General features: G+C 68.2%; 23 protein-coding genes and 1 pseudogene. 17 read left to right on the top strand and 7 right to left on the bottom strand.

The genetic code is table 11. The features are described 5' to 3' along the window. The first annotated feature begins 38 nt into the window (after positions 1 to 38). Positions 39 to 929, top strand: a complete 891-nt coding sequence (locus AC5Y39_RS15765; RefSeq protein ID WP_500019209.1) for a phosphoribosylaminoimidazolesuccinocarboxamide synthase — start codon at positions 39 to 41, stop codon at positions 927 to 929. Continuing rightward, positions 926 to 3,061: a S9 family peptidase gene (locus AC5Y39_RS15760; protein ID WP_500018947.1), complete on the top strand. Its 2,136-nt coding sequence runs from the start codon at positions 926 to 928 to the stop codon at positions 3,059 to 3,061. Before AC5Y39_RS15765 ends, AC5Y39_RS15760 begins: the two co-directional genes overlap by 4 nt. Here AC5Y39_RS15760 and AC5Y39_RS15755 read toward each other — a convergent pair. Then, on the bottom strand, positions 3,023 to 3,463 hold the full coding sequence (locus AC5Y39_RS15755; RefSeq protein ID WP_500018949.1) for a DoxX family protein: 441 nt from the start codon (positions 3,461 to 3,463) through the stop codon (positions 3,023 to 3,025). The genes AC5Y39_RS15760 and AC5Y39_RS15755 overlap by 39 nt on opposite strands. A gap of 90 nt (positions 3,464 to 3,553) precedes the next feature. On the opposite strand from AC5Y39_RS15755, the gene AC5Y39_RS15750 reads away from it, so the two are divergent. Together AC5Y39_RS15750 and AC5Y39_RS15745 are read left to right on the top strand one after the other, a co-directional pair. Beyond that, a complete protein-coding gene (locus AC5Y39_RS15750) occupies positions 3,554 to 4,126 on the top strand; it encodes a TetR/AcrR family transcriptional regulator (RefSeq protein ID WP_500018951.1) in 573 nt (190 codons plus the stop codon). Positions 4,127 to 4,185: 59 nt separating this feature from the next. Beyond that, positions 4,186 to 4,895 (top strand): annotated as a pseudogene (locus AC5Y39_RS15745) (DUF2334 domain-containing protein). Here AC5Y39_RS15745 and AC5Y39_RS15740 read toward each other — a convergent pair. After that, positions 4,892 to 5,542, bottom strand: coding sequence for an MBL fold metallo-hydrolase (locus tag AC5Y39_RS15740; protein WP_500018953.1), 651 nt, complete (start codon positions 5,540 to 5,542; stop codon positions 4,892 to 4,894). The pseudogene AC5Y39_RS15745 and the gene AC5Y39_RS15740 sit on opposite strands and share 4 nt — an antisense overlap. A 61-nt stretch (positions 5,543 to 5,603) precedes the next feature. Here AC5Y39_RS15740 and AC5Y39_RS15735 point away from each other — a divergent pair, with 61 nt between their 5' ends. Genes AC5Y39_RS15735 through purQ form a run of 3 tightly spaced genes read left to right on the top strand, consistent with a single transcriptional unit; the run spans position 5,604 to position 7,254 of the window. After that, positions 5,604 to 6,284: an ATPase gene (locus AC5Y39_RS15735; protein ID WP_500018955.1), complete on the top strand. Its 681-nt coding sequence runs from the start codon at positions 5,604 to 5,606 to the stop codon at positions 6,282 to 6,284. A 59-nt stretch (positions 6,285 to 6,343) separates the two neighbouring features. Beyond that, positions 6,344 to 6,583, top strand: a complete 240-nt coding sequence (purS, locus tag AC5Y39_RS15730; RefSeq protein ID WP_500018957.1) for a phosphoribosylformylglycinamidine synthase subunit PurS — start codon at positions 6,344 to 6,346, stop codon at positions 6,581 to 6,583. Further along, positions 6,580 to 7,254, top strand: coding sequence for a phosphoribosylformylglycinamidine synthase subunit PurQ (purQ, locus tag AC5Y39_RS15725; RefSeq protein ID WP_500018959.1), 675 nt, complete (start codon positions 6,580 to 6,582; stop codon positions 7,252 to 7,254). The genes purS and purQ overlap by 4 nt, the downstream gene beginning before the upstream one ends. Before the next feature lie 100 nt (positions 7,255 to 7,354). On the opposite strand, the gene AC5Y39_RS15720 is transcribed toward purQ, so the two are convergent. Both AC5Y39_RS15720 and AC5Y39_RS15715 read right to left on the bottom strand, forming a co-directional pair. Further along, a complete protein-coding gene (locus AC5Y39_RS15720) occupies positions 7,355 to 8,155 on the bottom strand; it encodes a family 1 encapsulin nanocompartment shell protein (RefSeq protein WP_500018962.1) in 801 nt (266 codons plus the stop codon). Beyond that, positions 8,152 to 9,150, bottom strand: coding sequence for a Dyp-type peroxidase (locus AC5Y39_RS15715; RefSeq protein WP_500018964.1), 999 nt, complete (start codon positions 9,148 to 9,150; stop codon positions 8,152 to 8,154). The genes AC5Y39_RS15720 and AC5Y39_RS15715 overlap by 4 nt, the downstream gene beginning before the upstream one ends. Before the next feature lie 51 nt (positions 9,151 to 9,201). Here AC5Y39_RS15715 and AC5Y39_RS15710 point away from each other — a divergent pair, with 51 nt between their 5' ends. The 7 genes from AC5Y39_RS15710 (at position 9,202) to purF (ending at position 17,682) form a co-directional block, all read left to right on the top strand. Beyond that, positions 9,202 to 10,461 carry a M18 family aminopeptidase gene (locus AC5Y39_RS15710; protein WP_500018966.1) on the top strand — a complete coding sequence of 420 codons (1,260 nt, stop codon included), beginning with the start codon at positions 9,202 to 9,204 and terminating at the stop codon, positions 10,459 to 10,461. 17 nt (positions 10,462 to 10,478) lie between these two features. After that, complete coding sequence (locus AC5Y39_RS15705; RefSeq protein ID WP_500018968.1) at positions 10,479 to 10,829, top strand: VOC family protein; 351 nt, start codon at positions 10,479 to 10,481, stop codon at positions 10,827 to 10,829. A gap of 113 nt (positions 10,830 to 10,942) precedes the next feature. Continuing rightward, positions 10,943 to 13,213, top strand: a complete 2,271-nt coding sequence (gene purL, locus AC5Y39_RS15700; protein ID WP_500019211.1) for a phosphoribosylformylglycinamidine synthase subunit PurL — start codon at positions 10,943 to 10,945, stop codon at positions 13,211 to 13,213. 107 nt (positions 13,214 to 13,320) lie between these two features. After that, entirely contained in the window at positions 13,321 to 14,997 is a 1,677-nt protein-coding gene (locus tag AC5Y39_RS15695; RefSeq protein WP_500019213.1) for an alpha/beta hydrolase, read from the top strand. Then, complete coding sequence (locus tag AC5Y39_RS15690; protein WP_500018970.1) at positions 14,997 to 15,620, top strand: Rv0804 family intramembrane glutamic endopeptidase; 624 nt, start codon at positions 14,997 to 14,999, stop codon at positions 15,618 to 15,620. The genes AC5Y39_RS15695 and AC5Y39_RS15690 overlap by 1 nt, the downstream gene beginning before the upstream one ends. Before the next feature lie 11 nt (positions 15,621 to 15,631). Then, the gene (locus AC5Y39_RS15685; protein WP_500018973.1) at positions 15,632 to 16,021 is read left to right on the top strand and encodes a sterol carrier family protein; all 390 of its coding nucleotides are present in this window, start codon (positions 15,632 to 15,634) and stop codon (positions 16,019 to 16,021) included. 119 nt (positions 16,022 to 16,140) lie between these two features. Then, positions 16,141 to 17,682: an amidophosphoribosyltransferase gene (purF, locus tag AC5Y39_RS15680; RefSeq protein ID WP_500018975.1), complete on the top strand. Its 1,542-nt coding sequence runs from the start codon at positions 16,141 to 16,143 to the stop codon at positions 17,680 to 17,682. Here the strand turns inward: purF and AC5Y39_RS15675 are convergent. Continuing rightward, complete coding sequence (locus tag AC5Y39_RS15675) at positions 17,662 to 19,002, bottom strand: NAD(P)H-binding protein (RefSeq protein ID WP_500018977.1); 1,341 nt, start codon at positions 19,000 to 19,002, stop codon at positions 17,662 to 17,664. The two genes, purF and AC5Y39_RS15675, sit on opposite strands and share 21 nt — an antisense overlap. A gap of 67 nt (positions 19,003 to 19,069) precedes the next feature. Here AC5Y39_RS15675 and AC5Y39_RS15670 point away from each other — a divergent pair, with 67 nt between their 5' ends. Both AC5Y39_RS15670 and purM read left to right on the top strand, forming a co-directional pair. Continuing rightward, positions 19,070 to 19,798 (top strand): class I SAM-dependent methyltransferase, encoded by a 729-nt coding sequence (locus AC5Y39_RS15670; protein ID WP_500018979.1) that lies wholly within the window; start codon positions 19,070 to 19,072, stop codon positions 19,796 to 19,798. 91 nt (positions 19,799 to 19,889) lie between these two features. Next, positions 19,890 to 20,963, top strand: a complete 1,074-nt coding sequence (gene purM, locus AC5Y39_RS15665; protein WP_500018981.1) for a phosphoribosylformylglycinamidine cyclo-ligase — start codon at positions 19,890 to 19,892, stop codon at positions 20,961 to 20,963. Between the two features lie 23 nt (positions 20,964 to 20,986). Here purM and AC5Y39_RS15660 read toward each other — a convergent pair whose 3' ends face one another. After that, complete coding sequence (locus AC5Y39_RS15660; RefSeq protein ID WP_500018983.1) at positions 20,987 to 21,160, bottom strand: DUF3073 domain-containing protein; 174 nt, start codon at positions 21,158 to 21,160, stop codon at positions 20,987 to 20,989. Positions 21,161 to 21,297: 137 nt separating this feature from the next. Continuing rightward, on the bottom strand, positions 21,298 to 22,416 hold the full coding sequence (gene ygfZ / locus AC5Y39_RS15655; protein ID WP_500018985.1) for a CAF17-like 4Fe-4S cluster assembly/insertion protein YgfZ: 1,119 nt from the start codon (positions 22,414 to 22,416) through the stop codon (positions 21,298 to 21,300). On the opposite strand from ygfZ, the gene AC5Y39_RS15650 reads away from it, so the two are divergent. Further along, positions 22,415 to 23,266 carry an aminodeoxychorismate lyase gene (locus AC5Y39_RS15650; RefSeq protein ID WP_500018988.1) on the top strand — a complete coding sequence of 284 codons (852 nt, stop codon included), beginning with the start codon at positions 22,415 to 22,417 and terminating at the stop codon, positions 23,264 to 23,266. The genes ygfZ and AC5Y39_RS15650 overlap by 2 nt on opposite strands. The last annotated feature ends 396 nt before the right edge of the window (positions 23,267 to 23,662 follow it).

Genomic DNA, 23,662 nt, shown 5'->3' with positions numbered 1-23,662 from the left:
TCCCAGCACAGGACGTCGGCGTCTAGGCTGACGCGGTGGTGCGTCCCGAACTGAGCGACTACCGTCATCTGGCCAGCGGCAAGGTACGCGAACTGTACGAGGTCGACGACGAGCACCTGCTGTTCGTCGCCACCGACCGGATCTCCGCCTTCGACTATGTGCTGCAGTCGGCGATCCCGGACAAAGGCCGCATCCTCACCGCGATGAGCGTGTTCTTCTTCGGCTTGGTCGACGCGCCCAACCATCTCGCCGGGCCGCCGGACGATCCACGCATACCGGGCGACGTGCTCGGCCGCGCGCTGCTGGTGCGCCGCTTGACCATGCTGCCGGTCGAATGCGTGGCGCGCGGTTACCTGACCGGATCGGGCCTGCTGGACTACGAGAAGACCGGCACCCTGTGCGGCATCGAGCTTCCGCCAGGTCTGGTGGAAGCCAGCCGCTTCGACGAGCCGCTGTTCACGCCGGCGACGAAAGCTGAATTGGGACTGCACGACGAGAACATCACGTACGACGACGTCGTCACGCTGGTGGGCGCCGACCGCGCCGCTGCGCTTCGCGACCTGACGTTGCGGATCTACCAACAAGCCGCCGAGCATGCGCTGCAGCGCGGAATCATCATCGCGGACACCAAATTCGAATTCGGCGTCGACGAGCACGACGCGCTGGTGCTCGCCGATGAGGTGTTCACGCCCGACTCGTCGCGGTACTGGCCGGCTGACGATTACCGGCCCGGGGTACGGCAGCACAGCTTCGACAAGCAGTTCGTCCGCAACTGGCTGACGGGCCCAGAGTCCGGCTGGGACCGCGACAGCGGTGAGCCACCTCCGCCTTTGCCGCCTGAGATTGTCGACGCCACCCGAGATCGTTACATCGAAGCCTACGAACGCATTTCGGGTCTGCGGTTCGACGACTGGATCGGACCGGCATGACGCGTCCGGTGCCGCCGCGGGCCAAGCGCGTCGACCATGTACGCGAGCACCACGGCGACGTGTTCGTCGACCCGTACGAGTGGCTGCGCGACAAATCCAGCCCTGAGGTCATCGACCATCTGACTGCCGAGAACGACTACACGGAGAAGCTGACCGAGCACCTTGCGCCGCTGCGACAGCAGATCTTCGACGAGATCAAGTCGCGCACCAAGGAGACGGATCTGTCGGTACCGACGCGGCGCGGGGGGTGGTGGTACTACGGCCGAAGCTTTGAAGGAAAGCAGTACGCGGTGCAATGCCGCTGCCCCGTGGTCGATTCCGCAGACTGGTCGCCGCCGAAATTCGACGAGCACACCGAGGTCCCCGGCGAGCAGGTGCTGCTCGACGAGAACGAGGAAGCCGAGGGCCACACGTTCTTTGCGCTCGGTGCGTGCAGCGTCAGCAAAGACGGACACATCCTCGCTTACTCCGTTGATGTAGTTGGCGACGAGCGATACACGTTGCGGTTCAAGGACTTACGTACTTCAGAGCGCTACCCGGACGAGATCGCCGGGATTGGCGCGGGGGTCACCTGGGCCGCCGACAGCCGCACCGTCTACTACACCACCGTCGACGAGGCGTGGCGCCCCGACACCGTGTGGCGCTACGGGCTGGGCTCGGGACAGCCCGCCGAGCAGGTGTACCACGAGCCCGACGAGCGGTTCTGGCTGGCGGTCGGACGCACGCGCAGCGACGCCTACATCCTGATCGCCGCTGGATCTGCCATCACGTCGGAGATCCGCTACGCCGACGCGACGGACCCGCAGGCTGCGTTCACGGTCGTGCTGCCGCGCCGGGAAGGGGTGGAGTACTCGCTGGATCATGTCGTGTTCGGCGGGCGGGACACGTTCCTGATCGTGCACAACGACGGTGCGGTGAACTTCACGTTGGTGGAGGCGCCGGTGTCCGACCCGTCGGCGCAACGCACGCTGATCGGTCACCGAGACGACGTACGGATCGACGGCGTCGACGCATTCGCCCGGCACTTCGTAGTCAGCTACCGGCGTGAGGCGCTGCCGCGCATCCAAGTGTGGCCGGTGGACGAGGACGGTAATCACGGTGAACCGGAGGAGATTTCGTTCGATTCCGCGTTGACGTCGGCCGGTCTGGGCGCGAACCCGAATTGGGATTCGCCGATGATGCGCATCGGCGCGACGTCGTTCATCACCCCGGTGCGGGTGTACGACCTCGAATTGGCCACCGGCGAACTGACGCTACTGCGCGAACAGCCGGTGCTGGGCGACTACCGCCGTGACGACTACGTCGAACGCCGCGACTGGGCCGTGGCCTCCGACGGCGCGCGGGTGCCCCTGTCGATCATCCACCGCCGTCACGCGACGTTGCCGGCGCCTGCACTGATCTACGGTTACGGCGCCTACGAGTTGTGTGAGGACCCCAGGTTCTCGATCGCCCGGCTGTCACTGCTGGACCGCGGCATGGTTTTCGTCGTCGCCCATGTGCGTGGGGGCGGTGAGATGGGCCGGCTGTGGTACGAGAACGGAAAGCTGCTCAAGAAGAAGAACACATTCACCGACTTCGTCAGCTCCGCAAACCATCTCGTCGACACCGGGGTTACCGAGGCGCAGAACCTGGTGGCGATGGGCGGCAGCGCCGGAGGACTCTTGATGGGCGCGGTGGCGAATCTGGCACCAGGGCTGTTCGCGGGAATTCTCGCGCAGGTGCCGTTCGTCGACCCGCTCACCACGATATTGAACCCGCTGCTGCCGCTGACCGTGACGGAATGGGACGAGTGGGGAAATCCGTTGCGCGACAAGGACGTGTACTTCTACATGAAGTCGTATTCGCCGTATGAGAACGTGGCGGCTATCGACTACCCCCACATCCTCGCGATGACGTCGCTGCACGACACGCGGGTGTACTACGTCGAGCCTGCGAAATGGGTTGCGGCCCTGCGGCATACCAAGACAGACGACAGACCGGTGTTGCTGAAGACCGAGATGAGCGCCGGGCACGGCGGCATCAGCGGGCGCTACGAGCGGTGGAAGGAAGTCGCGTTCCAGTACGCGTGGGTGTTGGCCACGGCAGGAGCCTGGTCACCCGACCGCGACCAGCACCGCGCCGGCGAGGAATAGCCCCTGCATCAGCGTGCGCGGAACCAGCGGGGTGTTGGGAGCGTGCTCTGACCGCTTGGCCCCGGCGGCGTACACGTTGGCCGGAAACATTGCGACCAGCAGCACCGCGAGGCAGACGGCGGCCGCGACCCGGGTCTGTGGAAGGAGCAGGGCCACTGCGCCGAGCAGCTCCAGAGCACCGGTGACCGTGACCAGCAGGCTTGGCGCCGGAAGCCGCGGCGGCACGATCGCGATCAGCCCGTCGCGCAGTGGGTTGACGAAGTGCGCGACCCCGGTCACCGCGAACATCGCCGCCAGACCCAGGGCCGCGGCGGCCGGCCAGCCGTCCGCGTAGCCCCATCCGAGCCAGCCTGCGCAGCGGGCAGTCAGCGTGACCACGAGAAGCGTCAGCAGGGGAGCCATCGAGGGGCCTCCGATCTAGACAGTGACAAGATTCGTCGAATGTAGGCGCTCCATCTAGCCAGTGTCAAGTTAGGCGGCTACCATGCACTGATGAGCGCCGCCACGCGCCCGCAGTACCACCACGGCGATCTGCGGGCAGTGATCCTGGCCGAGGCCGCCCGTTTGGTGGCGCAGCAAGGCGCCGACGGTGTTTCGCTGCGGCAGCTGGCACGCAAGGCGGGCGTCTCGCACGCCGCGCCGGCCCATCACTTCGCGGATCGGCGCGGCCTGTTCACAGCCCTTGCGGCAGAAGGCTTTTGGCTGCTGTGCGAGGCGCTGACGGCGGCCCGCGGCCAGTTCGTCAACGCGGCGCTGGCCTATGTGGGCTTCGCGATAGACCATCCAGGGCACTACGCGGTGATGTTCGACCGCTCACTGGTGAACCCGGCCGACGCGGAGTTGTCGGCGGCCAAGGCGGCAGCCGGCGCGGAGCTCTCACGCGGGGTGGCGACGCTGGTCGACGCCCATGCCAAGGCGGATCCCACTGGCGCCGAGATTGCCGCGTGGTCGCTGGTGCACGGGTTCGCGATGCTGTGGCTCAACCATGCGGTGCCCGACGAGGTCGCTGCGACCGATCCGCTGACCACCGCGGAGCGGATCGCACGGATCCTGTTCGAGGGTTAGCAACGTGGGATCGGCGTATACGACACCGGGTGGACACCTCGAGACGCCAGGCTAGACGCGTGCCTGCACAGCTCATCGTGTCGATCTCCGGTGTCCGCGACCGCAACGTCGAAGACGTCCGAAAATTCTGCGACCTGCTCGACGCCCGCAGCGTGCCGGTGTCATTCCTGGTCGCCCCGCGGTTGGCCGGCTACCGGCTCTGCGACGACGGCGCGACCGCCGAGTGGCTGAGGTTGCGTCGCGGCCGGGGCGACGCGGTGGTGCTGAACGGCTATGACGCCGGCGCAACCAAGCGGCGGCTGTCCGAGTTCGCGGCATTGGCGGCTCACGAAGCGAATCTGCGACTGATTGCTGCCAATCGTGTCATGGAGCAAATGGGTCTGGGCACAAGGATATTCGCCCCACCCGGCTGGTTTGCATCGGCACAGCACAAGTGTTGCCGCGCAACGGCTTTCGGGTGCTAGCCAGCATGACCGGTGTCAGCGACCTGGTGCGTCGCACGACCGAACGTGCACGCGTCGTCGGGATCAGAGCCGGCTTCCTCACCGAGCCGTGGTGGTGCCGCACGGTCGTGACCGCGGCCGAGCGGACTGCGCGGCGTGGCGGAATTGTCCGGATTACGGTGTCGGCGAAGCAATTGCATCGTCCGGGACCACGGCTAGCCATGATCGACGCGATCGACCTGGCGTTGATGCACGGCGCCACACCGGGCGTCTACCACTGGCGGCCGAACCACCCGGGCCGGCCCTCGCTCGTCGACGCCGCCTAGAACTCCGTCGCGTTTTCCGGTTCCAGCACCCGGAAGTCTGCGCTGCCCATCTCCGCGAAGCGTTGATAGTAGATGCCGTACGCCGCAGGGTTGACGATGCCCTGGTGAATCGGTATGGCGCTGTTGGGGTTTACGGCACGCAAGTACTCCACAGCTTCGGAGATCTTCATCCACGGAGCGGCGGCGGGCAGCGCGAGCACGTCGACCGGCTCACGCGGGATGTAGAGCGCGTCACCCGGATGCATGAGCCGGGCCGGATGGTCGGCATCGCCGACAAGAAACGAAATGTTGTTCACCAGTGGGATTTCCGGGTGGATGACCGCGTGCACTCCGCCGACGCCGCGCACCCGCACGCCGCCGACGGTCAGCTCGTCGCCAGCGTTCACCGGCTGCCAGGGCGCGCCGAGCTGCGCGGCGGTCTGCGGATCGGCGTACAGCGCCGCGCCGGGGTTGGCGTCGATGAGCGCGGGAAGCCGAGACGTGTCGACGTGATCCGGATGCTGGTGCGTGATGAGGATCGCCGACAGGCCGGTGATGCCCTCGAACCCGTGCGAGAACACGCCGGGGTCGAACAGCAGCGTCGTTTCGGCGCCGTCGCTCCGAAACGTGGCAAGCAGACAGGAGTGACCGAAATGCGTCAGTTGCATGTTTCCGATTGTGCGCCGTCGCGCCGCCCGCTGGGTATCCTGGCCGCTTAGGGGGTGGTCGGTGACCCGGGTGCTGGCAGCCGTGAGTGTGGCCGCGATGACGGCAGCTTTCAGCTTGTTCGGCCAGCCGTTCGCCCGTGCCGAACCCACCACCTGCCCACCGAACTGCGACCGCATTCCGGCGACGGCCTGGGTGGACCCGGCCGCGATTCCGCTGTTCAACCGCTACTCATGGCCCCAATTAGCGGGTATCGCGGTGCCGCAACTGCGTCCGCGGTTCTACTTCGACGAGGTGTGCGCCAGCCCGCCGGTGTTCAACGACCCCAGGGGTTTCGCGGTCGCGGCCAAAGCGACCGTCGCGAATCCGCCTGGGCAGTGGCAACTTCAGGCGCAGGTGCTGCACTGGCGCGGCGAATCTTGGTACGGCGGCCAGCTTGCCGACGACGTCGTGCGTGCAGCCACCGCGTCGCTGCATGCGTGCCAGGTCACTGCGCCGTTTGCGTCGCCGTCGATCACGCTCGAAGAGCCGGGCAAGCTGGCCGCGGTGTTCAGCGTCGCGGGCACCGCACCGATGGTGCTGCACCAGTATCTGGTGTCGCACCCGCAGAGCAGTTCGGTGGTCGAGTTGGCGATGTGGGCGTCGTCACCTCCGGCGGTGAGCTGGCCGATGGTCCCCGACCAGCAGGTACTGGACGCGTTGGTGGCTCCGCTCTGCGGCGCGTACATCGCCTCGTGCCGGTGAGCTGGCGCGCTCGTCGGTAGAGTTGTCGCCGAAAGTCGAAACGAAGCGAGGAGCAGCGCGTGGCGCGGGTGGTGGTCAACGTCATGCCCAAAGCGGAGATCCTCGACCCGCAAGGGCAGGCGATCGTCGGCGCGTTGAACCGGCTGGGCCATGCAGGCATCTCAGATGTGCGGCAGGGCAAGCGGTTTGAGCTGGAGGTCGACGACACCGTCGACGATTCCACGCTCGCCGAGATCGCCGAGTCCCTGCTGGCGAACACCGTGATCGAGGACTGGACCGTCACCAGGGAGCCGTCATGACCGCACGCGTGGGCATCATCACGTTCCCCGGCACTCTCGACGACGTCGACGCCGCCCGCGCAGCCCGGCTCGCCGGGGCGGAGGCGGTCAGCCTGTGGCATGCCGACGCCGACCTCAAGGGCGTCGACGCGGTCGTGGTGCCGGGCGGCTTCTCCTACGGCGACTATCTACGTGCCGGGGCGATCGCGCGGTTCGCGCCGGTGATGGGCGCGGTGATCGAAGCCGCCGGCCGTGGCATGCCAGTGTTGGGGATTTGCAACGGTTTCCAGGTGCTGTGCGAAGCCGGTCTGTTGCCGGGGGCGTTGACCCGCAACGCCGGACTGCACTTCGTCTGCCGCGATCTGCGCCTCGAGGTGGTGTCGACGGCGACGACGTGGACGTCGCGCTACGAGCCGGGTGCGGAACTGCTGGTGCCGCTGAAGTCCGGCGAGGGCCGCTACGTGGCCAGCGAGGCGGTGCTGGACAAGCTCGAGGCCGAGGACCGGGTCGTGTTTCGCTACCGCGACAACCCGAACGGCTCGATGCGCGACATCGCGGGCATCTGTTCGGCCAACCGCCGCGTCGTCGGGCTGATGCCGCATCCCGAGCACGCCACCGAGCCGCTGACCGGCCCCTCCGATCACGGTCTGGGGCTGTTTCATTCGGCGCTGGACTCGGTTCTGGCGGCGTAGCCCCCGGGCGCGAGCGTGCGCTGGTGCACGGCTAGCACCGGCGTGTCGGCGTGCAGACACGCCCGCTCGCGGGGCACGGGGGGCGCGGGGAGCATGGGGGCTACTGGGGTGTCAGCGCGACCGAGGCCTCGGCGGTGTAGACCAAGAACGTCAACGTCTCTTCCAGATACAACTGCACGGTGTCGGCGTCGTGGCTGGTGTAACCGATCGACACGTCAGTGCCAAGCTGCAGGTCGAAATCGCCGCCGCGGGTGGTCAGCACGAAGGCCCCGTCGATGGCCGGGGCCCAGATGATGTCGCCGCGCACGATTCTGTTGAGGTGCTCGAGGATCGGATAGCCGTGCTCGGTGGTCTCGCTGACCGCGGTGTAGGCGTCGGCCGACAACAGCAGCGCGTACGGTCCGTCGACGCCGGCGAGCCGCAATTCCGACAGCGCTTGGCTGATCACGTCGGGAATCTGGCGGGCGTCCTCGGGCAGGGTCAGCACCTGGTTGGAGGTGGTACGGCGGATTCCGGCGATGCCGGCGGCCTGGTAACCCTCGAAGATCGCCCGGTCCTCGACGAACGCCAGCTTCTTCGCGGCGTCCTTGACCGGATCCCAGTCCGAGTCTTGCGAGCCGCGCTCCACGTCGTCGATGTCGGAGCGGCGCAGCGTGAACGGAACCCGCAGGCGCACAAGAGGTTTGCTTTCCCGCAGATGTGCCACCACACCCTCGCTGGGCGGCGCGACGTCGAGCAGATGGCCGGTGCTGATGGCCGCCCGCACCGGCCCGCCAGGCTCGCTGACGTCGACCACGCGCCGGCCGGCGATGTGCCGCTTGAACGTCCGGCTAGCCTCCAATTCGATTTCAGCCCAAGCCAATTCGGTGATCGGAGCCAGTTCCCGATACAGGTTGTTCATCCGCTGATTCCTTTCAGGCTGCCGATTACCAGTGACCCGTCACAGCTCGCGGCGGTGGCCGCGGGCAGCGGCGGCGGGTCGTTGAGGAAGTCGAGTACCGGGCTGAAGAACAGGCCGCCGGTGACCGCGGTGGAGAAGTCGAGGATCCGGTCGGTGTTGCCGGGCGGATCGCCGAAGAACATGTTGCGCAGCATCTGCTCGGTGACGTCCGGTGTGGCCGCATAGCCGATGAAATACGTTCCGAATTCCGGCTTTCCGATCTCCCCGAACGGCATGTTGTGCCGGACGATCTTGCGCTCGCGACCGTCGTCGTCCGTGATCACGTTCAGTGCGACGTGCGAGTCGGCGGGCTTCTCGTCGTCGTCGAGCTCGATGTCGTCGAGCTTGGTCCGGCCGATCACGCGTTCCTGCTCGTCGACGGTCAGGGCCTTCCACGCCGCCATGTCGTGCAGGTAACGCTGCACGATCACGTAGCTGCCGCCGGCGAAGTCGGGGTCCTCGTCGCCGACGAACACGGCAGCCTCGGCCAGCGGGCCGTCGGGGTTCTCGGTGCCGTCGACGAAGCCAAGCAGATCGCGGTTGTCGAAGAAGCGGAAACCGTGCACCTCGTCGACGACGGTGATCGCCTCACCCATCGCGTCGACGATCTTGGCCGCCAGTTCGAAACAGAAATCCATGCTCTCCGCGCCAATGTGGAACAGCAGATCCCCGGGCGTCGCCGGGGCGACATGGCGGGGCCCGCGCAGCTCGACGAACGGATGCAGCTCCGCCGGACGCGGACCGGAGAACAACCGGTCCCACGCGTCCGAACCGATCGACGCCACCACCGACAGATTCTTGGTGGGGTCGCGGAAACCGATCGCGCGTACCAGTCCGGAAATCTCTGGCAGCGCGTCGTGCACGGTGGCCTCACCGCCCGCGTTGACGGTCGCGACCAGAAAGATCGCCGACGGGGTCAGCGGCGCAAGGACGGGTTGCGGCAGAGCCGGGGGCACGAAACGACCCTAGTCCGATCCCGGCGCGCGACGGCAGCGAAGATGGACAACATGTCGCGAGCCAGTGCGATGGGACTGTGTGAGTTCATCGACGCGTCGCCGTCGCCGTACCACGTCTGCGCCACCGTCGCGCAGCGGCTGAGCGCCGCCGGCTACACCGAACTCGCGGAGACCGATCGGTGGCCCGGCAACGGACGCTACTTCACGGTGCGCGCGGGCTCGTTGGTCGCCTGGAATGCGGCCGACGGTGCGGGGCGTGGGTTCCGGATCGTCGGCGGCCACACCGACAGCCCTAATCTGCGGGTGAAGCAACACCCCGACCGGTTCGTCAGCGGCTGGCAGGTGGTTGCGCTGCAACCGTACGGGGGTGCGTGGCTGAACTCGTGGCTGGACCGGGACCTGGGGATCAGCGGCCGGTTGGTCGTGCGCGACGCCAGTTCGGTACGTGAGCTGCTGGTGTGCGTCGACGAGCCGCTACTTCGGGTGCCGCAGTTGGCGATTCACCTCGCAGAGGACCGCAAGAGCGTAAAGCTGGACCCGCAGCGGCACGTGAACGCGGTGTGGGGTGTCAGCAGTGGCGGCCGCTCTTTTCTGGCGTATGTGGCCGAGCGGGCCGGCGTGGAGGTTGACGACGTGCTCGGGGCCGACCTGATGACCCACGACGTGCAGCCGTCCCAATTGATCGGGGCCGAACGCGATCTGGTCAGCGCGCCGCGGCTGGACAACCAGACCACCTGCTACGCGGGCGTGGAGGCGTTTTTGGCGGCCGAGCCGAACAGGTATCTGCCGGTGCTGGCGCTGTTCGACCACGAGGAGGTGGGCTCGACCTCCGACCACGGCGCCCAATCCAACCTGCTGACCACCGTGCTGGAGCGAATTGTGTTGGCGCAGGGCGGAACTCGCGAAGACTACCTACGGCGCCTGCCGGGTTCGGTAGTGGCCTCGGGTGACATGGCCCACGCCACGCACCCGAACTATCCGGACCGCCACGAGCCCGCGCACCTGATCGATGTGAACGCGGGCCCGGTGCTCAAGGTGCAACCCAATCTGCGCTATGCCACCGACGGACGATCGGCCTCGGTGTTCGCGTTGGCCTGCGAGCAGGCGGGGGTGCCGTTGCAGCGCTACGAGCACCGCGCCGATCTGCCATGCGGGTCCACGATCGGGCCGATGACCTCGGCGCGCACCGGGATCCCGACCGTGGACGTCGGCGCCCCCCAGCTGGCCATGCACTCCGCCCGGGAGCTGATGGGTGCCGACGACGTGGCGGCTTATTCGGCCGCCCTGCAGGCCTTTCTGTCACCCGAATGAGTCGATAAATTGAAGCGATGGCACTCAACGTCGAGATGGTCACCTTCGACTGCTCCGATCCTGCGACGCTCGCGGCGTGGTGGGCCGAGCAGTTCGACGGCAAGACCCAAGAGCTGATTCCCGGCGAGTTCACCGTCGTCATCCGCTCAGAAGGCCCACGGCTCGGCTTCCAGAAAGTCCCCGACCCCACTCCCGGTAAGAACCGCGTGCACCTGGACTTCTCCGCCGCCGACGTCGACGCCGAAGTGCAGCGCCTCACCGCGGCGGGCGCCTCCGAGACGGGCCGGCACTCGATCGGGGAGAACTTCCGCTGGGTGGTGCTGGCAGACCCGGAGGGCAACGCATTCTGCGTGGCGGGCAGCAGCTAGCTCGGCGGCCGGCGCGTGGCCGGCGGGTCCGCGTCGGCCCGAGAACTTAAGCTGTCGGGGTGACGGCTGGACATGCTCTTCGCGCAAGCGGCTCACCGCAGACGACGGCCACGCTGGACACCGTGGAGCACGCGGCGGCCACGCCGGACCTGCCCCAGCCGTACCGTGAGCTGGGCCTGAAGGACGACGAGTACGCCCGCATCCGGGACATCCTCGGCCGCCGGCCCACCGACGCCGAGCTGGCAATGTACTCGGTGATGTGGAGCGAGCACTGCTCCTACAAGTCGTCGAAGGTCCACCTGCGCTACTTCGGCGAGACCACCACCGACGAGATGCGTAAGGCGATGCTGGCGGGCATCGGCGAGAACGCCGGTGTGGTCGACATCGGCGACGGTTGGGCGGTGACATTCAAGGTCGAGTCGCACAACCACCCGAGCTACGTGGAGCCGTACCAGGGCGCGGCGACCGGCGTGGGCGGCATCGTGCGCGACATCATGGCGATGGGCGCGCGGCCGGTGGCGGTGATGGACCAGCTGCGCTTCGGCGCCGCCGACGCGCCGGACACCCGCCGCGTGGTCGACGGGGTGGTCCGCGGCATCGGCGGCTACGGAAATTCGCTGGGCCTGCCGAACATCGGCGGCGAGACGGTGTTCGACGCGTCGTATGCCGGCAACCCTCTGGTGAATGCGTTGTGCGTGGGCGCCCTGCGCAAGGAGGACCTGCACCTGGCCTTTGCGTCCGGCACTGGCAACAAGATCATCCTTTTCGGCGCCCGCACCGGGCTGGACGGCATCGGCGGGGTGAGCGTGCTGGCGTCCGACACGTTCTCCGGTGACGAAAGCGGTACGGGCAGAAAGAAGCTGCCCAGCGTGCAGGTGGGTGACCCGTTCATGGAAAAGGTGCTCATCGAGTGCTGCCTGGAGCTGTACGCCGCCGATTTGGTGGTGGGCATCCAGGACCTCGGGGGCGCTGGGTTGTCTTGCGCCACATCGGAATTGGCGTCTGCCGGCGGACAAGGCATGGCGATTGAACTGGACAAGGTGCCGCTGCGGACCGCGAACATGACACCCGCCGAGGTGCTGGCCAGTGAATCGCAGGAGCGAATGTGTGCGGTGGTCGAGCCAGACAACGTCGACGCATTTCTGGCGGTCTGCCGCAAGTGGGAGGTGCCCGCCACGGTGATCGGGGAAGTCACCGACGGCGACCGGCTGCACATCACCTGGCACGGCGAGACGGTCGTCGACGTGCCGCCCCGCACGGTCGCTCACGAGGGCCCGGTGTATCAGCGTCCCGTCGCGCGGCCCGACAGCCAGGACGCGCTGAACGCCGACACCTCGGCCCGCCTGCCAAGGCCGGCGACCGGCGAGGAATTGCGCGCGACTTTGCTTGCGCTGCTTGGCAGTCCGCACTTGTGCAGCCGCGCGTTCATCACCGAACAGTACGACCGCTACGTGCGCGGCAACACCGTGCTGGCAGTGCGCGCCGACGCCGGTGTGCTGCGTATCGACGAACGGACCGGCCGTGGCATCGCGGTGTCCACCGATGCCAATGGCCGCTACACCCAACTCGACCCGTACGCCGGCGCCCAACTTGCACTTGCGGAGGCTTACCGCAACGTCGCCGTCACCGGGGCCACCCCGGTGGCCGTCACCAACTGCCTGAACTTCGGCTCGCCCGAAGACCCCGGTGCGATGTGGCAGTTCGCGCAGGCGGTTCGCGGCCTGGCCGACGGCTGCGCCGAGCTGGGCATCCCGGTGACCGGCGGCAATGTCAGCTTCTACAACCAGACCGGCGCCACGCCGATCCTTCCGACTCCAGTGGTCGGTGTGCTCGGCGTGCTCGACGACGTATCACGGCGCATTCCGACGGCTTTCGGCACCCGAGCCGATGAGGTTCTGTTCCTGCTGGGCGAGACCCGCGACGAGTTCGACGGATCGGTGTGGGCCCAGGTGACCGCCGACCATTTGGGCGGGCGACCTCCCGCCGTCGACCTGCAGCGCGAGCGCGCGCTGGCCGACGTGCTGTCCGCCGCCTCACGCGACGGGCTGGTGTCCGCGGCGCACGACCTGTCCGAAGGCGGCCTGATCCAGGCGGTCGTCGAGTCGGCGCTGGGCGGTGAAACGGGTTGCCGCATAGAGCTTTCCGACGGTAACGATCCCTTCGTCGCGCTGTTCTCCGAATCGGCCGGCCGAGTGCTCGTCGCGGTGCCGCAGACACAGGTAGACCAGTTGCAGGCGCTGTGCCAGACGCACGGCCTGCCGGCCACCCGCATCGGCGTCGTGGATCGGCGCAGTGCGGCGGTGGAGGTGCGGGGCCTGTTTGCGGTGTCTCTCGAGGAACTGTTCACCACCTCCGAGCGGGTGTTGCCGGAGTTGTTCGGGTAGACGGACTTTCGGTGAAGACCGCCGCACAGATCGCCACCGACACAGAGTCCGGCACGGCAGCGCCGGGCACCGACGTCGAGCAGACCCGCCAACGCCATCCACTGCTGGTGTGGGCGTGGGGATTGGTGCGGCTCGAGTTCGTCGGTGTCGCGGTGGGCGCGCTGTTCTTCTGTCTGTCACTGACGCCGTCGCTGCTTCCGCGGGACTGGCTGTTCCAAGGCTTGATCGGCGGCATCAACGCCGGCATCGGCTACGGCCTCGGAGTGGTGCTGGCAAAACTGTTGCGGCCCTTCATACGACGGCGCGACTGGTGGCCGCCGAGCCCGCGCGTGCTGTACGGGCTGAAGACAGCCACGGTGGCGTTGTCCGCGTCGGCCAGCGTGCTGATGGTCATTCCCGCGGCGGCCTGGCAACGGCAGGTATCCGAGCTCATGGACATCGAGGGCCCCTCGACGGTGGGATATCTGCGCACGCTGCTGATCGCGCTGGTCGTCGGCGGCGTGCTCGTCGGGGTGTCGCGGGTACTGCTGGACACCGTGAAAACCTTGGCCCGCTACTTCATTCGGCGGTGGCGCGTCAACGACGAGGTCGCGCTGTTCATCGGCACCGCAATCGTCGTCGCGGTCGTCGTCACCCTGGTCAACGGTGTCCTGTTCCGCGGGTTCATCGCCGGGGCGAGCGCGATCTTTCAGCCGCAGAACCTCAGCACCAAAGAAGGCGTCGTCCAGCCGACCCAACCGGAAAGATCAGGCAGCCCAAGCTCTTTCGCCGACTGGGACACGCTCGGCTATCAGGGCCGTAACTTCGTGGCCACCGGTCCGCACGCCGACGAGCTGACCGAGCTCAACGGCCGCCCCGCCAAAGAGCCCATTCGGGTCTACGCCGGACTCGCCACCGCCGACACCGAAGACCAGCGGGTGAACGTGATCCTGTCCGAGCTGCGCCGCACCGGTGCGTTCGACCGCAAGCTGCTGGTGATCGTCCCCACGACCGGCACCGGTTGGGTCGATCCGATCGCCGCACGCGCGATCGAGTCCATCTACGACGGCGATACGGCGATCGTCGCGCTGCAGTATTCGTATCTACCGAGCTGGATTTCGTTCCTGGCCGACCGGCAGACGTCGATGAACTCCGGCAAGCATCTGATCGACGCGGTGCACGGGCTCTGGGCGCAGCAGCCGCCAGACCGGCGGCCCAAGTTGGCGCTCTACGGCGAAAGTCTCGGCTCGATGGCCGGACAAGCCGCCTTCGGGTTCCTGCCCGACATCGAGCAGATGGGTTTCTCGTCGGTGCTGTGGGTCGGGCCGCCCAACGCGAGCCCGCTGTGGCATGCGCTGACCGTGCGCCGCGACCCCGGCACTCCGGAGGTCCAGCCGCGCTACGACAACGGACGCACGGTGAGGTTCTCGCAGGGCTACGACGTGGCCCAGGTTGCCGCACCGCCGTGGCGGGGCACGCGGGTGTTGTTCCTGCAGCACGCCTCAGACCCGATCGTGTGGTGGTCGCCCGATCTGCTGTTCGACCGGCCGGACTGGCTGCGTGAACCACCTGGCTACCACCGCACCGCGACGATGCGGTGGTACCCGATCATCACGTTCTGGCAAGTGGGGTTCGACATGACCAACGCGGCCGGCATGCCGGCGGGCCACGGCCACAACTACGGCAACACCGTGCTGGACGGCTGGGCCGCGGTCGCCCCGCCGGAGGGATGGACCTCCGCCGACACCGAACGCATCCGGCGTGCGCTGGAGAAAGCGGAAGCCGCGGACGGTCCCGAATTCTGATGCGAGACAACAGGTTTCGCGGTCTTCGAACATTCGCACTGGCGGCGGCGCTGCTTGCCTGGCGTGCGGTGCCGCGACGCGATCCGCTGCTACAGGCCGCGCTGGCTGCTGGCCTGGTGGCCGCCGTCAAACCGCGGATGGGTCTGCGGCCGCCCGCGCTGTGGGCGGGGTTGCGGCTCGGTGCGGCCGCGGCGCTCGGCATCGCGGGGGGCGTCGCGGGGAGCACCGCGATCCCGCAGGTGCGCAACCGAATGGCCGAGCGCAGCGCGCCGACGAGGCCGGCTCGTTGGCTTTGTCTGCAGATCCCGGTCGGCACGGTGTGGTCCGAGGAGGCCGCCTACCGGGGAGCGCTGGCGACGCTGGCCGCCGACGAGTTCGGGCGCCGGAACGGCCGGCTGGTGCAGGCGGTTGTGTTCGGGTTGTCACACATTCCCGATGCGCGTGCGGCGGGTGAATCGGTGACCGGCACCGTCGTCGTCACCGGCGCAGCCGGCTGGGCCTTCGGTTGGCTGGCCGAGCGGTCGGGCAGCCTGGCCGCGCCGATGCTCGCCCATCTCGCGATCAACGAGGCCGGCGCGATTGCCGTGCTGACGACGCGGCGGTTCGCCCGCCGAACCCCGTAGGATCGCGCGGCGTGCCCGGCCGTCGACCCGTCGATCCTGCGCAGACCCGCGCCGCGGTGCTGGCCGTCGCCGACTGGCTGCGCGACGGCTCGCTTCCGCAACCCGGGCGTGAGCAGCTCGCGGCGGCGGTCCGGCTGACGGCCCGCACGCTGGCTGCGTCGGCCCCCGGCGCCACGGTCGAACTCAGGATTCCGCCCTTCGTCGCCGTGCAGTGCATCGCCGGGCCGCAGCATCGCCGCGGCACTCCGCCCAACGTCGTCGAAACGGACGCCAGAACGTGGTTGTTGTTGGTCACCGGCCTGGTTTCGGCGGCAGAGGCTGCCGGATCGGGCGCGCTGCAGCTGTCCGGCTCGCGTGCCGGTGACATCGCGGCACATCTGCCACTCGTCGCGATCCCGTGAAATGGATGCGCCGGAAATTCTGTTGAATCGGTCACGACACCACGCCGCGCCTTTCGTGACTTGACCGTGATGACCGTAGACTCGGCCATGTCACCGACCCCTCTGGGAGCAGCCATACCGTGACCGGCCCGCACACCGACGGCCCTGACAATCCACCCCGCGAGGAATGCGGCGTATTCGGCGTCTGGGCGCCCGGCGAGGAAGTCGCCAAACTTACCTATTACGGCCTCTACGCCCTGCAGCACCGCGGGCAGGAGGCGGCCGGCATCGCCGTCGCCGACGGCTCCCAGGTGCTGGTGTTCAAGGACCTCGGCCTGGTCAGCCAGGTATTCGAGGAGCAGACGCTCGCGGCGATGCAGGGCCACGTCGCAATCGGGCACTGCCGCTACTCCACGACCGGCTCCACCACGTGGGAAAACGCCCAGCCGGTGTTCCGCAACACCGCGGCGGGCACGGGCGTGGCCCTCGGGCACAACGGCAACCTGGTGAACACCAGCGAGCTGGTGAAGAAGGCCCGCGATTTGGGGCTGGTCGACACGCGCCGGCACGGGAATGCGACCACCGACTCCGACATCATGGGCGCGCTTTTAGCTCATGGCGCGGCCGACTCCACGTTGGAGCAGGCTGCCCTGGAGCTACTGCCGACGGTCCGCGGCGCTTTCTGTTTGACCTTCATGGACGAGAACACGCTGTACGCCGCGCGTGACCCGTATGGCGTGCGCCCGCTGTCGCTGGGCCGGCTGGACCGCGGCTGGGTGGTGGCCTCCGAAACCGCCGCGCTCGACATCGTCGGTGCGTCGTTCGTCCGGGACATCGAGCCCGGGGAGCTGCTGGCCATCGACGCCGACGGCGTGCGGTCGTCGCGGTTCGCCAACCCCACCCCCAAGGGCTGCATCTTCGAGTACGTCTACCTGGCCCGCCCGGACAGCACGATCGCCGGCCGCTCGGTACACAAGACCCGGGTCGACATCGGCCGACGGCTGGCTCGCGAGCATCCGGTGGACGCCGACCTGGTGATCGGCGTGCCGGAATCCGGCACGCCGGCCGCGGTCGGTTATGCGCAAGAGTCCGGCATCCCTTACGGCCAGGGCCTGACCAAGAACGCGTATGTGGGCCGCACGTTCATCCAGCCCTCGCAGACGATCCGTCAGCTGGGCATCCGGCTGAAGCTCAACCCGCTGCGCGAAGTGATCCGCGGCAAGCGGCTGATTGTGGTCGACGATTCGATCGTGCGGGGCAACACGCAACGCGCGCTGGTGCGGATGCTGCGCGAAGCCGGTGCTGTCGAAGTGCACGTGCGCATCGCCTCCCCACCGGTGAAGTGGCCGTGTTTCTACGGCATCGACTTCGCCACCCCCGCCGAGCTGATCGCCAACGCGCCGAGGAATCAGGCCGACGAAGCCGAGATGGTGGCGGCGGTTCGGCACGCGATCGGCGCCGACACCCTGGGCTACGTGTCGCTGCACGGCATGATCGCCGCCAGCGAGCAGCCCGCTTCGCGACTGTGCTGCGCCTGCTTCGACGGTGTGTATCCGATCGAGCTGCCCAGTGAAACAGCCTTGGGCAAGAACGTGATCGAGCAGATGCTGGAGAACGCAGCCCGCAGCGGCGCAGCGGTGGTAGCCGAGAACGACAACGCCTCAGCGTTGCGCCGCCCCTAGCGGCTGCGAAGCGGTAGCGCGGTGCAACACCTCGCGAAAGGTCTGCCGGAACTTCCTGCGGTGCCGCCGAAGCCCGCCGTACCAGTATGCCGACCCGGGAGTCCCCTTGGGGTAGAACAGCATTCGTTGGTGATACGTGCTTCCCCTGCCGGCTACCGTCCCGACCCGCAGCTGTAGCCATGCGACACCGACGCGGAGATCTTTGCGCAGTAGCAGCAGCCGGCCCGGTTCCTGTGACGCGACCCGCCAATCACCTTGAGGCGCAACGCTTTCGATCGCTGCCCAGAGCTGGTCTTCGCTGGCCGATGTCCACCCCGACCGCTTCAAAGTGTGAGCCACCGCTCCTGCCCAGTGGGGGTCGCTGGGCAGCGGTTCGAAGGGTGCGTTAGACCATGACGCCGCGACGCGGCCGTCTTCGATCTCCTTGAGCGCCAATGCGACTGACTCGCGGTAGCCGATCAGCCCACTCGACGGGGGCGGGATCACGGCGTCGATGTCGTGGTTGTCCATCACCGCGTCGCAGTGCAGTGACTCCACCAGCGGCCGGGCCAGGCCCGACGGGATCGGCGTCACCAGACCGACCCACCAGCTGGCGATCGCCGGGGTGAGGAACGGCACCACGACGATTCCGCGCCGGTGCAGACCCGCGACGTCGGCGTAGATCTGCATCATCTCGCCGTACTCGAGCACGTCGGGACCGCCGATGTCCCACGCCCGCGATGCGGCGACCGCGGCAGTGGCCGCCTCGACGAGGTCGTGCAGCACGTCGCTGATCGCGATCGGCTGGATTTTGTTGTGCACCCACTTCGGCGTCGTCATCACCGGCAGCCGGTCGGTCAGGTGGCGGATCATCTCGAACGACGCCGAGCCGGACCCGATGATCACGCCGGCCTGCAGCACCACGGTTTCGATGCCCGAGGCCAGCAGCACCTCGCCGACCCTGGTGCGCGACGCCAAATGCGGGGAGAGCTGCGCGCCGTGCGGGTGCAGCCCGCTCAAGTACACCAGCCGGCGGACACCCGTACGGCGCGCTGCCGCGACGACGTTGTGGGCGGCGCGCTCTTCGGCCCGGGCGAAATCGCGCGACGTACCCATCGAGTGCACGAGGTAGTAGACGACGTCGGCGCCGTCGAACGCGGCCACCAGCGAGTCCGCGTCGGCGAGATCGGCCCTGACTACCTCGGCGTCGTCACGCCACGGCACGTTCGCGAGCTTGCTGGGCGTACGGGCGAGCGCGCGCACGTCGAAACCCCGCTCGAGCAGGCGCGGGATCAGCCGGCCACCGACGTACCCCGTCGCGCCCGTCACCACGCAGCGCATCCCGGCTCCCCTCGCGTCGACGCTTACCGCATGCTATTCGGAGCCGCGGCGCGGCAGGATTGAACGCATGACCGCCACGATGCCGCCAGCTTTGAGTCGAGCCCTGGAACTGCTCGCCGACCCTCCGACCGACCCGGACATCAGCAAGGGGTACCTCGATCTGCTGGGCAGCTCCGCCGACGTCCCCACGAACACCGGTGCGATCCAGAAGGTCTGGGCATCGACGCTCGGGTCGCTGTTCTACGACAATGCGCAAGCATTGGCGCGCAAGCTGTTCACCGCGTGGCAGCACCCCGTCGACTGGCTGGACATTCCGCGCGGGGGAGTCGCGCTGGACGTCGGCAGCGGTCCGGGCAACGTCACCGCCTCGCTGGCAGAGGCCGCGGGCCCCGACGGGCTGGCGCTGGGCATCGACATCTCCGAGCCGATGCTGGCCCGGGCGGCTCGCGCCAACCGGCAGCCGAACGTCGTATTCATGCGGGCCGACGCCCAGCGGCTGCCGCTGCGCGACAACACCGTCGATGCCGTTGTGTCGATCGCGGTGCTGCAGCTGGTTCCCGAGCCCGCGGCTGCCATCGCACAGATCGCCAGCGTGTTGCGACCCGGCGGACGGCTGGCCGTCATGGTGCCCACAGTCGGCCGGCAGGGAAGGCTGTGGCAGATGCTCCCGAACGCGGGTGCCCGCTTCTTCGGTGACGACGAACTCGGCGACATCCTCGAAGAACACGGCTTCGTCGGCGTGCGCACGAAGAACGTCGGCTCGCTGCAGTGGGTGCGAGGAAGGCGGCCGAACTGAGCACCGGATCGCCCGCCGTTGAGACACCGCGGCGGCACCTACCGGTAGCCTTGCACGCGATGATCGAAGTGGTCGGGCGGATCGACGTCACGTGAGCGAACGGGCTCGGGATCCCGGCATCTCGTACGCGTCCTCGGGGGTGGATATCGAGGCCGGCGAACGAGCCGTGGAGTTGCTCAAACCGCTGGCGCAGAAGGCCAGCCGGCCCGAGGTGGTCGACGGTCTTGGCGGGTTCGCCGGGCTGTTCGCGCTAAAGGGCAATTACCGCGAACCGCTGCTGGCCGCATCAACCGACGGCGTCGGCACCAAAGTCGCGATCGCCCAGGCGATGGACAAGCACGACACCATAGGGCTGGACCTGGTGGCAATGGTCGTCGACGACCTCGTGGTGTGCGGCGCCGAGCCACTGTTGCTGCAGGACTACATCGCCGTCGGCCGTGTCGTCCCCGAGCGGATCGCGGCCCTGGCGGCGGGCATCGCGGAAGGTTGCGTGCAGGCCGGCTGTGCGCTGCTGGGCGGCGAGACGGCCGAACACCCGGGCCTGATGGCGCCCGACGCGTACGACGTCTCGGCCACCGGTATCGGGATCGTGGAGGCCGACGACGTGCTGGGGCCCGACCGTGTGCGCCCGGGTGACGTGGTGATCGCGATGGCGTCGACGGGATTGCACTCCAACGGCTATTCGCTGGCCCGCCACGTGCTGCTGGAAATCGACCGGATGAACCTCGAGGGCCATGTCGAGGAATTCGGGCGCACACTCGGTGAAGAACTGCTCGAGCCCACCCGCATCTACGCCAAAGACTGCCTAGCGCTGGCCGCCGAGACGCAGGTGCGAACGTTTTGCCACGTCACCGGGGGAGGATTGGCCGGCAACCTGGCGCGGGTGATACCGCACGGCCTGCGGGCCGAACTCGACCGCGGGACCTGGACGCCGGCGCCGGTGTTCCAGATGATCGCCCAGCGCGGCCGCATCGACCGCGCCGAGATGGAGAAGACCTTCAACATGGGCGTCGGCATGGTGGCCGTGGTCAGCGCCGACGACACGGACCGTGCGCTCGCTGTGCTGACGGCCCGTCATCTGAACTGCTGGGTGCTGGGCACGGTGAACAAAGCCGGAAAAAGCAGCACCCGGGTGGAACTTGTGGGACGGCATCCGCGCTTCTGAGCCGGATTCCGCAGCGGGGAGGGTCAGCGCCGCCAGTCGCCGCCGTCGTCGTCCCAGCGATCGCCGCTTTCGACGTCTACGTCGTCGGCGCCGCCCGACAGCTCGCGTTGGAGCCGCTCGAAATCAGTCTGCGGGGAGCTGTATTTCAGCTCCCGGGCAACCTTCGTCTGTTTCGCCTTCGCCCGGCCGCGGCCCATGGGGGAACCCCCTCGCGCAATAACGGAGCGGCCCGATCTGAAGGCGGCTCCGATCTGAGTGTGTGTTTGTTAGTCCTGCCAACACTTTACCGTGCCCGCGCCCCATGCGCTGTCAGGGCTTGCCCGTCTGACGCACGTCACCTGTTGACGCCCCGCAGCCGGTCAACCGCGGCGCGACCGGCGCCCACACCGTCGTCAGTAGGAACGGTGTCGGGGTCGATCGCCACCGCGAGCTCGCCGTCCTCGGTGCCGACCACCAGCGGTATGTCGGCCGTCACGCCCCGCTTCACCAGTGCCAGCGCCACGGGGCCGAGATCGACGTGGTCGACGACGGTGCCGACCCGCCCGACGGTCCGGCCGCCCGCGGTGAGCGGCGCCCCGGTGACCGGACGCTTCTCGGTACTCTCCAAGTGCGCCAGCACCAGCATGCGGGGCGGCCGGCCGAGATTGTGCACCCGCGCGACGGTCTCCTGGCCGCGGTAGCAGCCCTTGTCCAGGTGAACAGCGGCACCGATCCAGCCGACCTCGTGCGGAATCGTCCGCTCATCGGTGTCCACGCCCAGCCGCGGCCGCAACGCCGCCACCCGATGTGCTTCGTATGCCCAGATTCCGGCGGGCCTGACTCCGTTCGCCTGCAGCCGCTGCCGCACCGCTGCCACCTGCTCGCGGGGAACCACCACGTCCAGCGCCACGCCCGGACCGTCGGCGCCGGTGGGCATGCGGCGCACGAATCCGCCTCCCGGCAGCGGAATCGCCGCGTCTTGCGGCAGGTCGTCGACACCAAGGGCGTGGGCCACCTTGGGGTCGGTGAGCGCGGGACCTAGCAGCGACAGCACGCCGTAGTCCGCGGCTTGGGGGGCCACGTCGGCCCAGAACACCATGCGCTCGAGGTAGGCCAGCAGCGGCTGCGCCCGCCACGGCTCAGTGTCGAGGTAGCTGACACCGCCCAGCTCGGTTTGTAGCCAGTGGTCCTCGACGCGGCCCTGGCCGTCGAGGCTGAGGTTCTCGACGGTCGCGCGGTCGGGGAGGTCCGCGACGTGCTGTGAGCAGAGTTTGTGCAGCCACGACAGCCGCTCACCGCCGGTCAGCGTGATGACCCCGCGGTGCGAGCGGTCGATGACGACCGCGTCTGTGAGCGCCGCACGCTGTTCACCGAACGGGTCGCCGAAATGCCAAGTGACCCCGCTGTCGGGAGCTGGGGCTGGAACGGCTGTCACGCATTCAACTGTACGGTCAGCCGTTACGGTGTTGCCCATGTCAGTTCTCGTCACCTTGGACGGGCAGTTCCACGATCCGCAGGCGCCGCTGCTGTTCGCCGACGACCTGGCCGCCGTGCGGGGCGACGGCATCTTCGAAACGCTGCTGGTGCGCGACGGAAGGCCGTGTCTGCTCGACGCGCATCTGCAGCGGCTGACGCAGTCGGCCTCGTTGATGGGCCTGCCCGCGCCGGATGCCGACGCCTGGCGCCATGCCGCGGCGGCGGCCTCGGCGCGGTGGGCGGCGCACAGCGCAGACGAAGGCGTCATGCGCTGGGTGTACAGCCGCGGCCGCGAAAGTGGCGGGCCGCCAACCGCTTACATCACCGTGGGCCGGCTGCCGGACCGCGTGGCGTCGGCACGCCGCGACGGGCTGGCCGCGCTGACCCTGGCGCGCGGCATGCCGACGACGGCGGCGGGCGCGCCGTGGTTGTTGGCAGGCGCGAAGACGCTGTCGTACGCGGTGAACATGGCGGCGCTGCGGCACGCGGCCGAGCGCGGCGCGGGGGACGTGATCTTCGTCAGCACCGACGGGTACGTCCTCGAAGGGCCGCGCTCGACGGTGGTGATCGCAACGTCCGACGGACTGCAGACCCCGCCGCCGACGATGCCGATTCTGCACGGCACCACGCAGCAGGCGCTGTTCACCGTGGCCGCCGAGAAGGGCTACCGCTGTGAGTACCGGCCCCTGCGGCCCGCCGATCTGCTTGGCGCACAAGGGGTTTGGCTAGTGTCGAGTATCACGCTGGCCGCGCGGGTGCACACTCTCGACGGCCGGGAACTACCGGAATCGCCGCAGGCGGCGGAGCTGCGCGAGCTTGTCGACCTGGCGGTCGTCAGCGACCGCTGAGCGAAACGTCGGGGCGGTGGCGGTTCGGCCTACGGACGCTCAGTCCTTCTTCGTCAGCGCATAGTGGACATTCGCCGGAGGCGACGCGGGCGGGCAGTCGAGGATCAGGACGAGCGAACCGTTCCTTCCGGGCGACCGGCACAGGCTGCGTAAGTGGAACCGTCGCGAAGCGGCCGGCGCGGGCCGGAAGAAAATCGCTACCAGCCCTCTCGGCGTCAGTGGTACCTTCGCGCGTACACGGGAAAGGAGGTGGTCCGAGAATTGATTGGCTTATGGACACGTGAGGTGACTGCCGGCTAGCAGCCGCCAGCGGAGAATCTCCCGCCGGCAGGCGCTGGTAATTCCCCGCAGTCACCCGGCCCCCGAGCCCCCGGTCTGTCCAACTGGGAACCACGG

It is taken from the genome of Mycobacterium sp. NGS39, assembly GCF_059812765.1.
This window is presented reverse-complemented; position numbering and strand designations above follow the sequence as displayed.

Bases quoted from the DNA above. Each gene is read 5' to 3' on its own strand.
- AC5Y39_RS15760 (WP_500018947.1), top strand. From the start codon at position 926: ATGACGCGTCCGGTGCCGCCGCGGGCCAAGCGCGTCGACCATGTACGC.
- AC5Y39_RS15755 (WP_500018949.1), bottom strand. From the start codon at position 3,463: ATGGCTCCCCTGCTGACGCTTCTCGTGGTCACGCTGACTGCCCGCTGC.
- AC5Y39_RS15750 (WP_500018951.1), top strand. From the start codon at position 3,554: ATGAGCGCCGCCACGCGCCCGCAGTACCACCACGGCGATCTGCGGGCA.
- AC5Y39_RS15740 (WP_500018953.1), bottom strand. From the start codon at position 5,542: ATGCAACTGACGCATTTCGGTCACTCCTGTCTGCTTGCCACGTTTCGG.
- purQ (WP_500018959.1), top strand. From the start codon at position 6,580: ATGACCGCACGCGTGGGCATCATCACGTTCCCCGGCACTCTCGACGAC.
- AC5Y39_RS15720 (WP_500018962.1), bottom strand. From the start codon at position 8,155: ATGAACAACCTGTATCGGGAACTGGCTCCGATCACCGAATTGGCTTGG.
- AC5Y39_RS15710 (WP_500018966.1), top strand. From the start codon at position 9,202: ATGTCGCGAGCCAGTGCGATGGGACTGTGTGAGTTCATCGACGCGTCG.
- AC5Y39_RS15705 (WP_500018968.1), top strand. From the start codon at position 10,479: ATGGCACTCAACGTCGAGATGGTCACCTTCGACTGCTCCGATCCTGCG.
- AC5Y39_RS15690 (WP_500018970.1), top strand. From the start codon at position 14,997: ATGCGAGACAACAGGTTTCGCGGTCTTCGAACATTCGCACTGGCGGCG.
- AC5Y39_RS15675 (WP_500018977.1), bottom strand. From the start codon at position 19,002: ATGCGCTGCGTGGTGACGGGCGCGACGGGGTACGTCGGTGGCCGGCTG.
- AC5Y39_RS15670 (WP_500018979.1), top strand. From the start codon at position 19,070: ATGACCGCCACGATGCCGCCAGCTTTGAGTCGAGCCCTGGAACTGCTC.
- AC5Y39_RS15660 (WP_500018983.1), bottom strand. From the start codon at position 21,160: ATGGGCCGCGGCCGGGCGAAGGCGAAACAGACGAAGGTTGCCCGGGAG.
- AC5Y39_RS15650 (WP_500018988.1), top strand. From the start codon at position 22,415: ATGTCAGTTCTCGTCACCTTGGACGGGCAGTTCCACGATCCGCAGGCG.
- ygfZ (WP_500018985.1), bottom strand. From the start codon at position 22,416: ATGGGCAACACCGTAACGGCTGACCGTACAGTTGAATGCGTGACAGCC.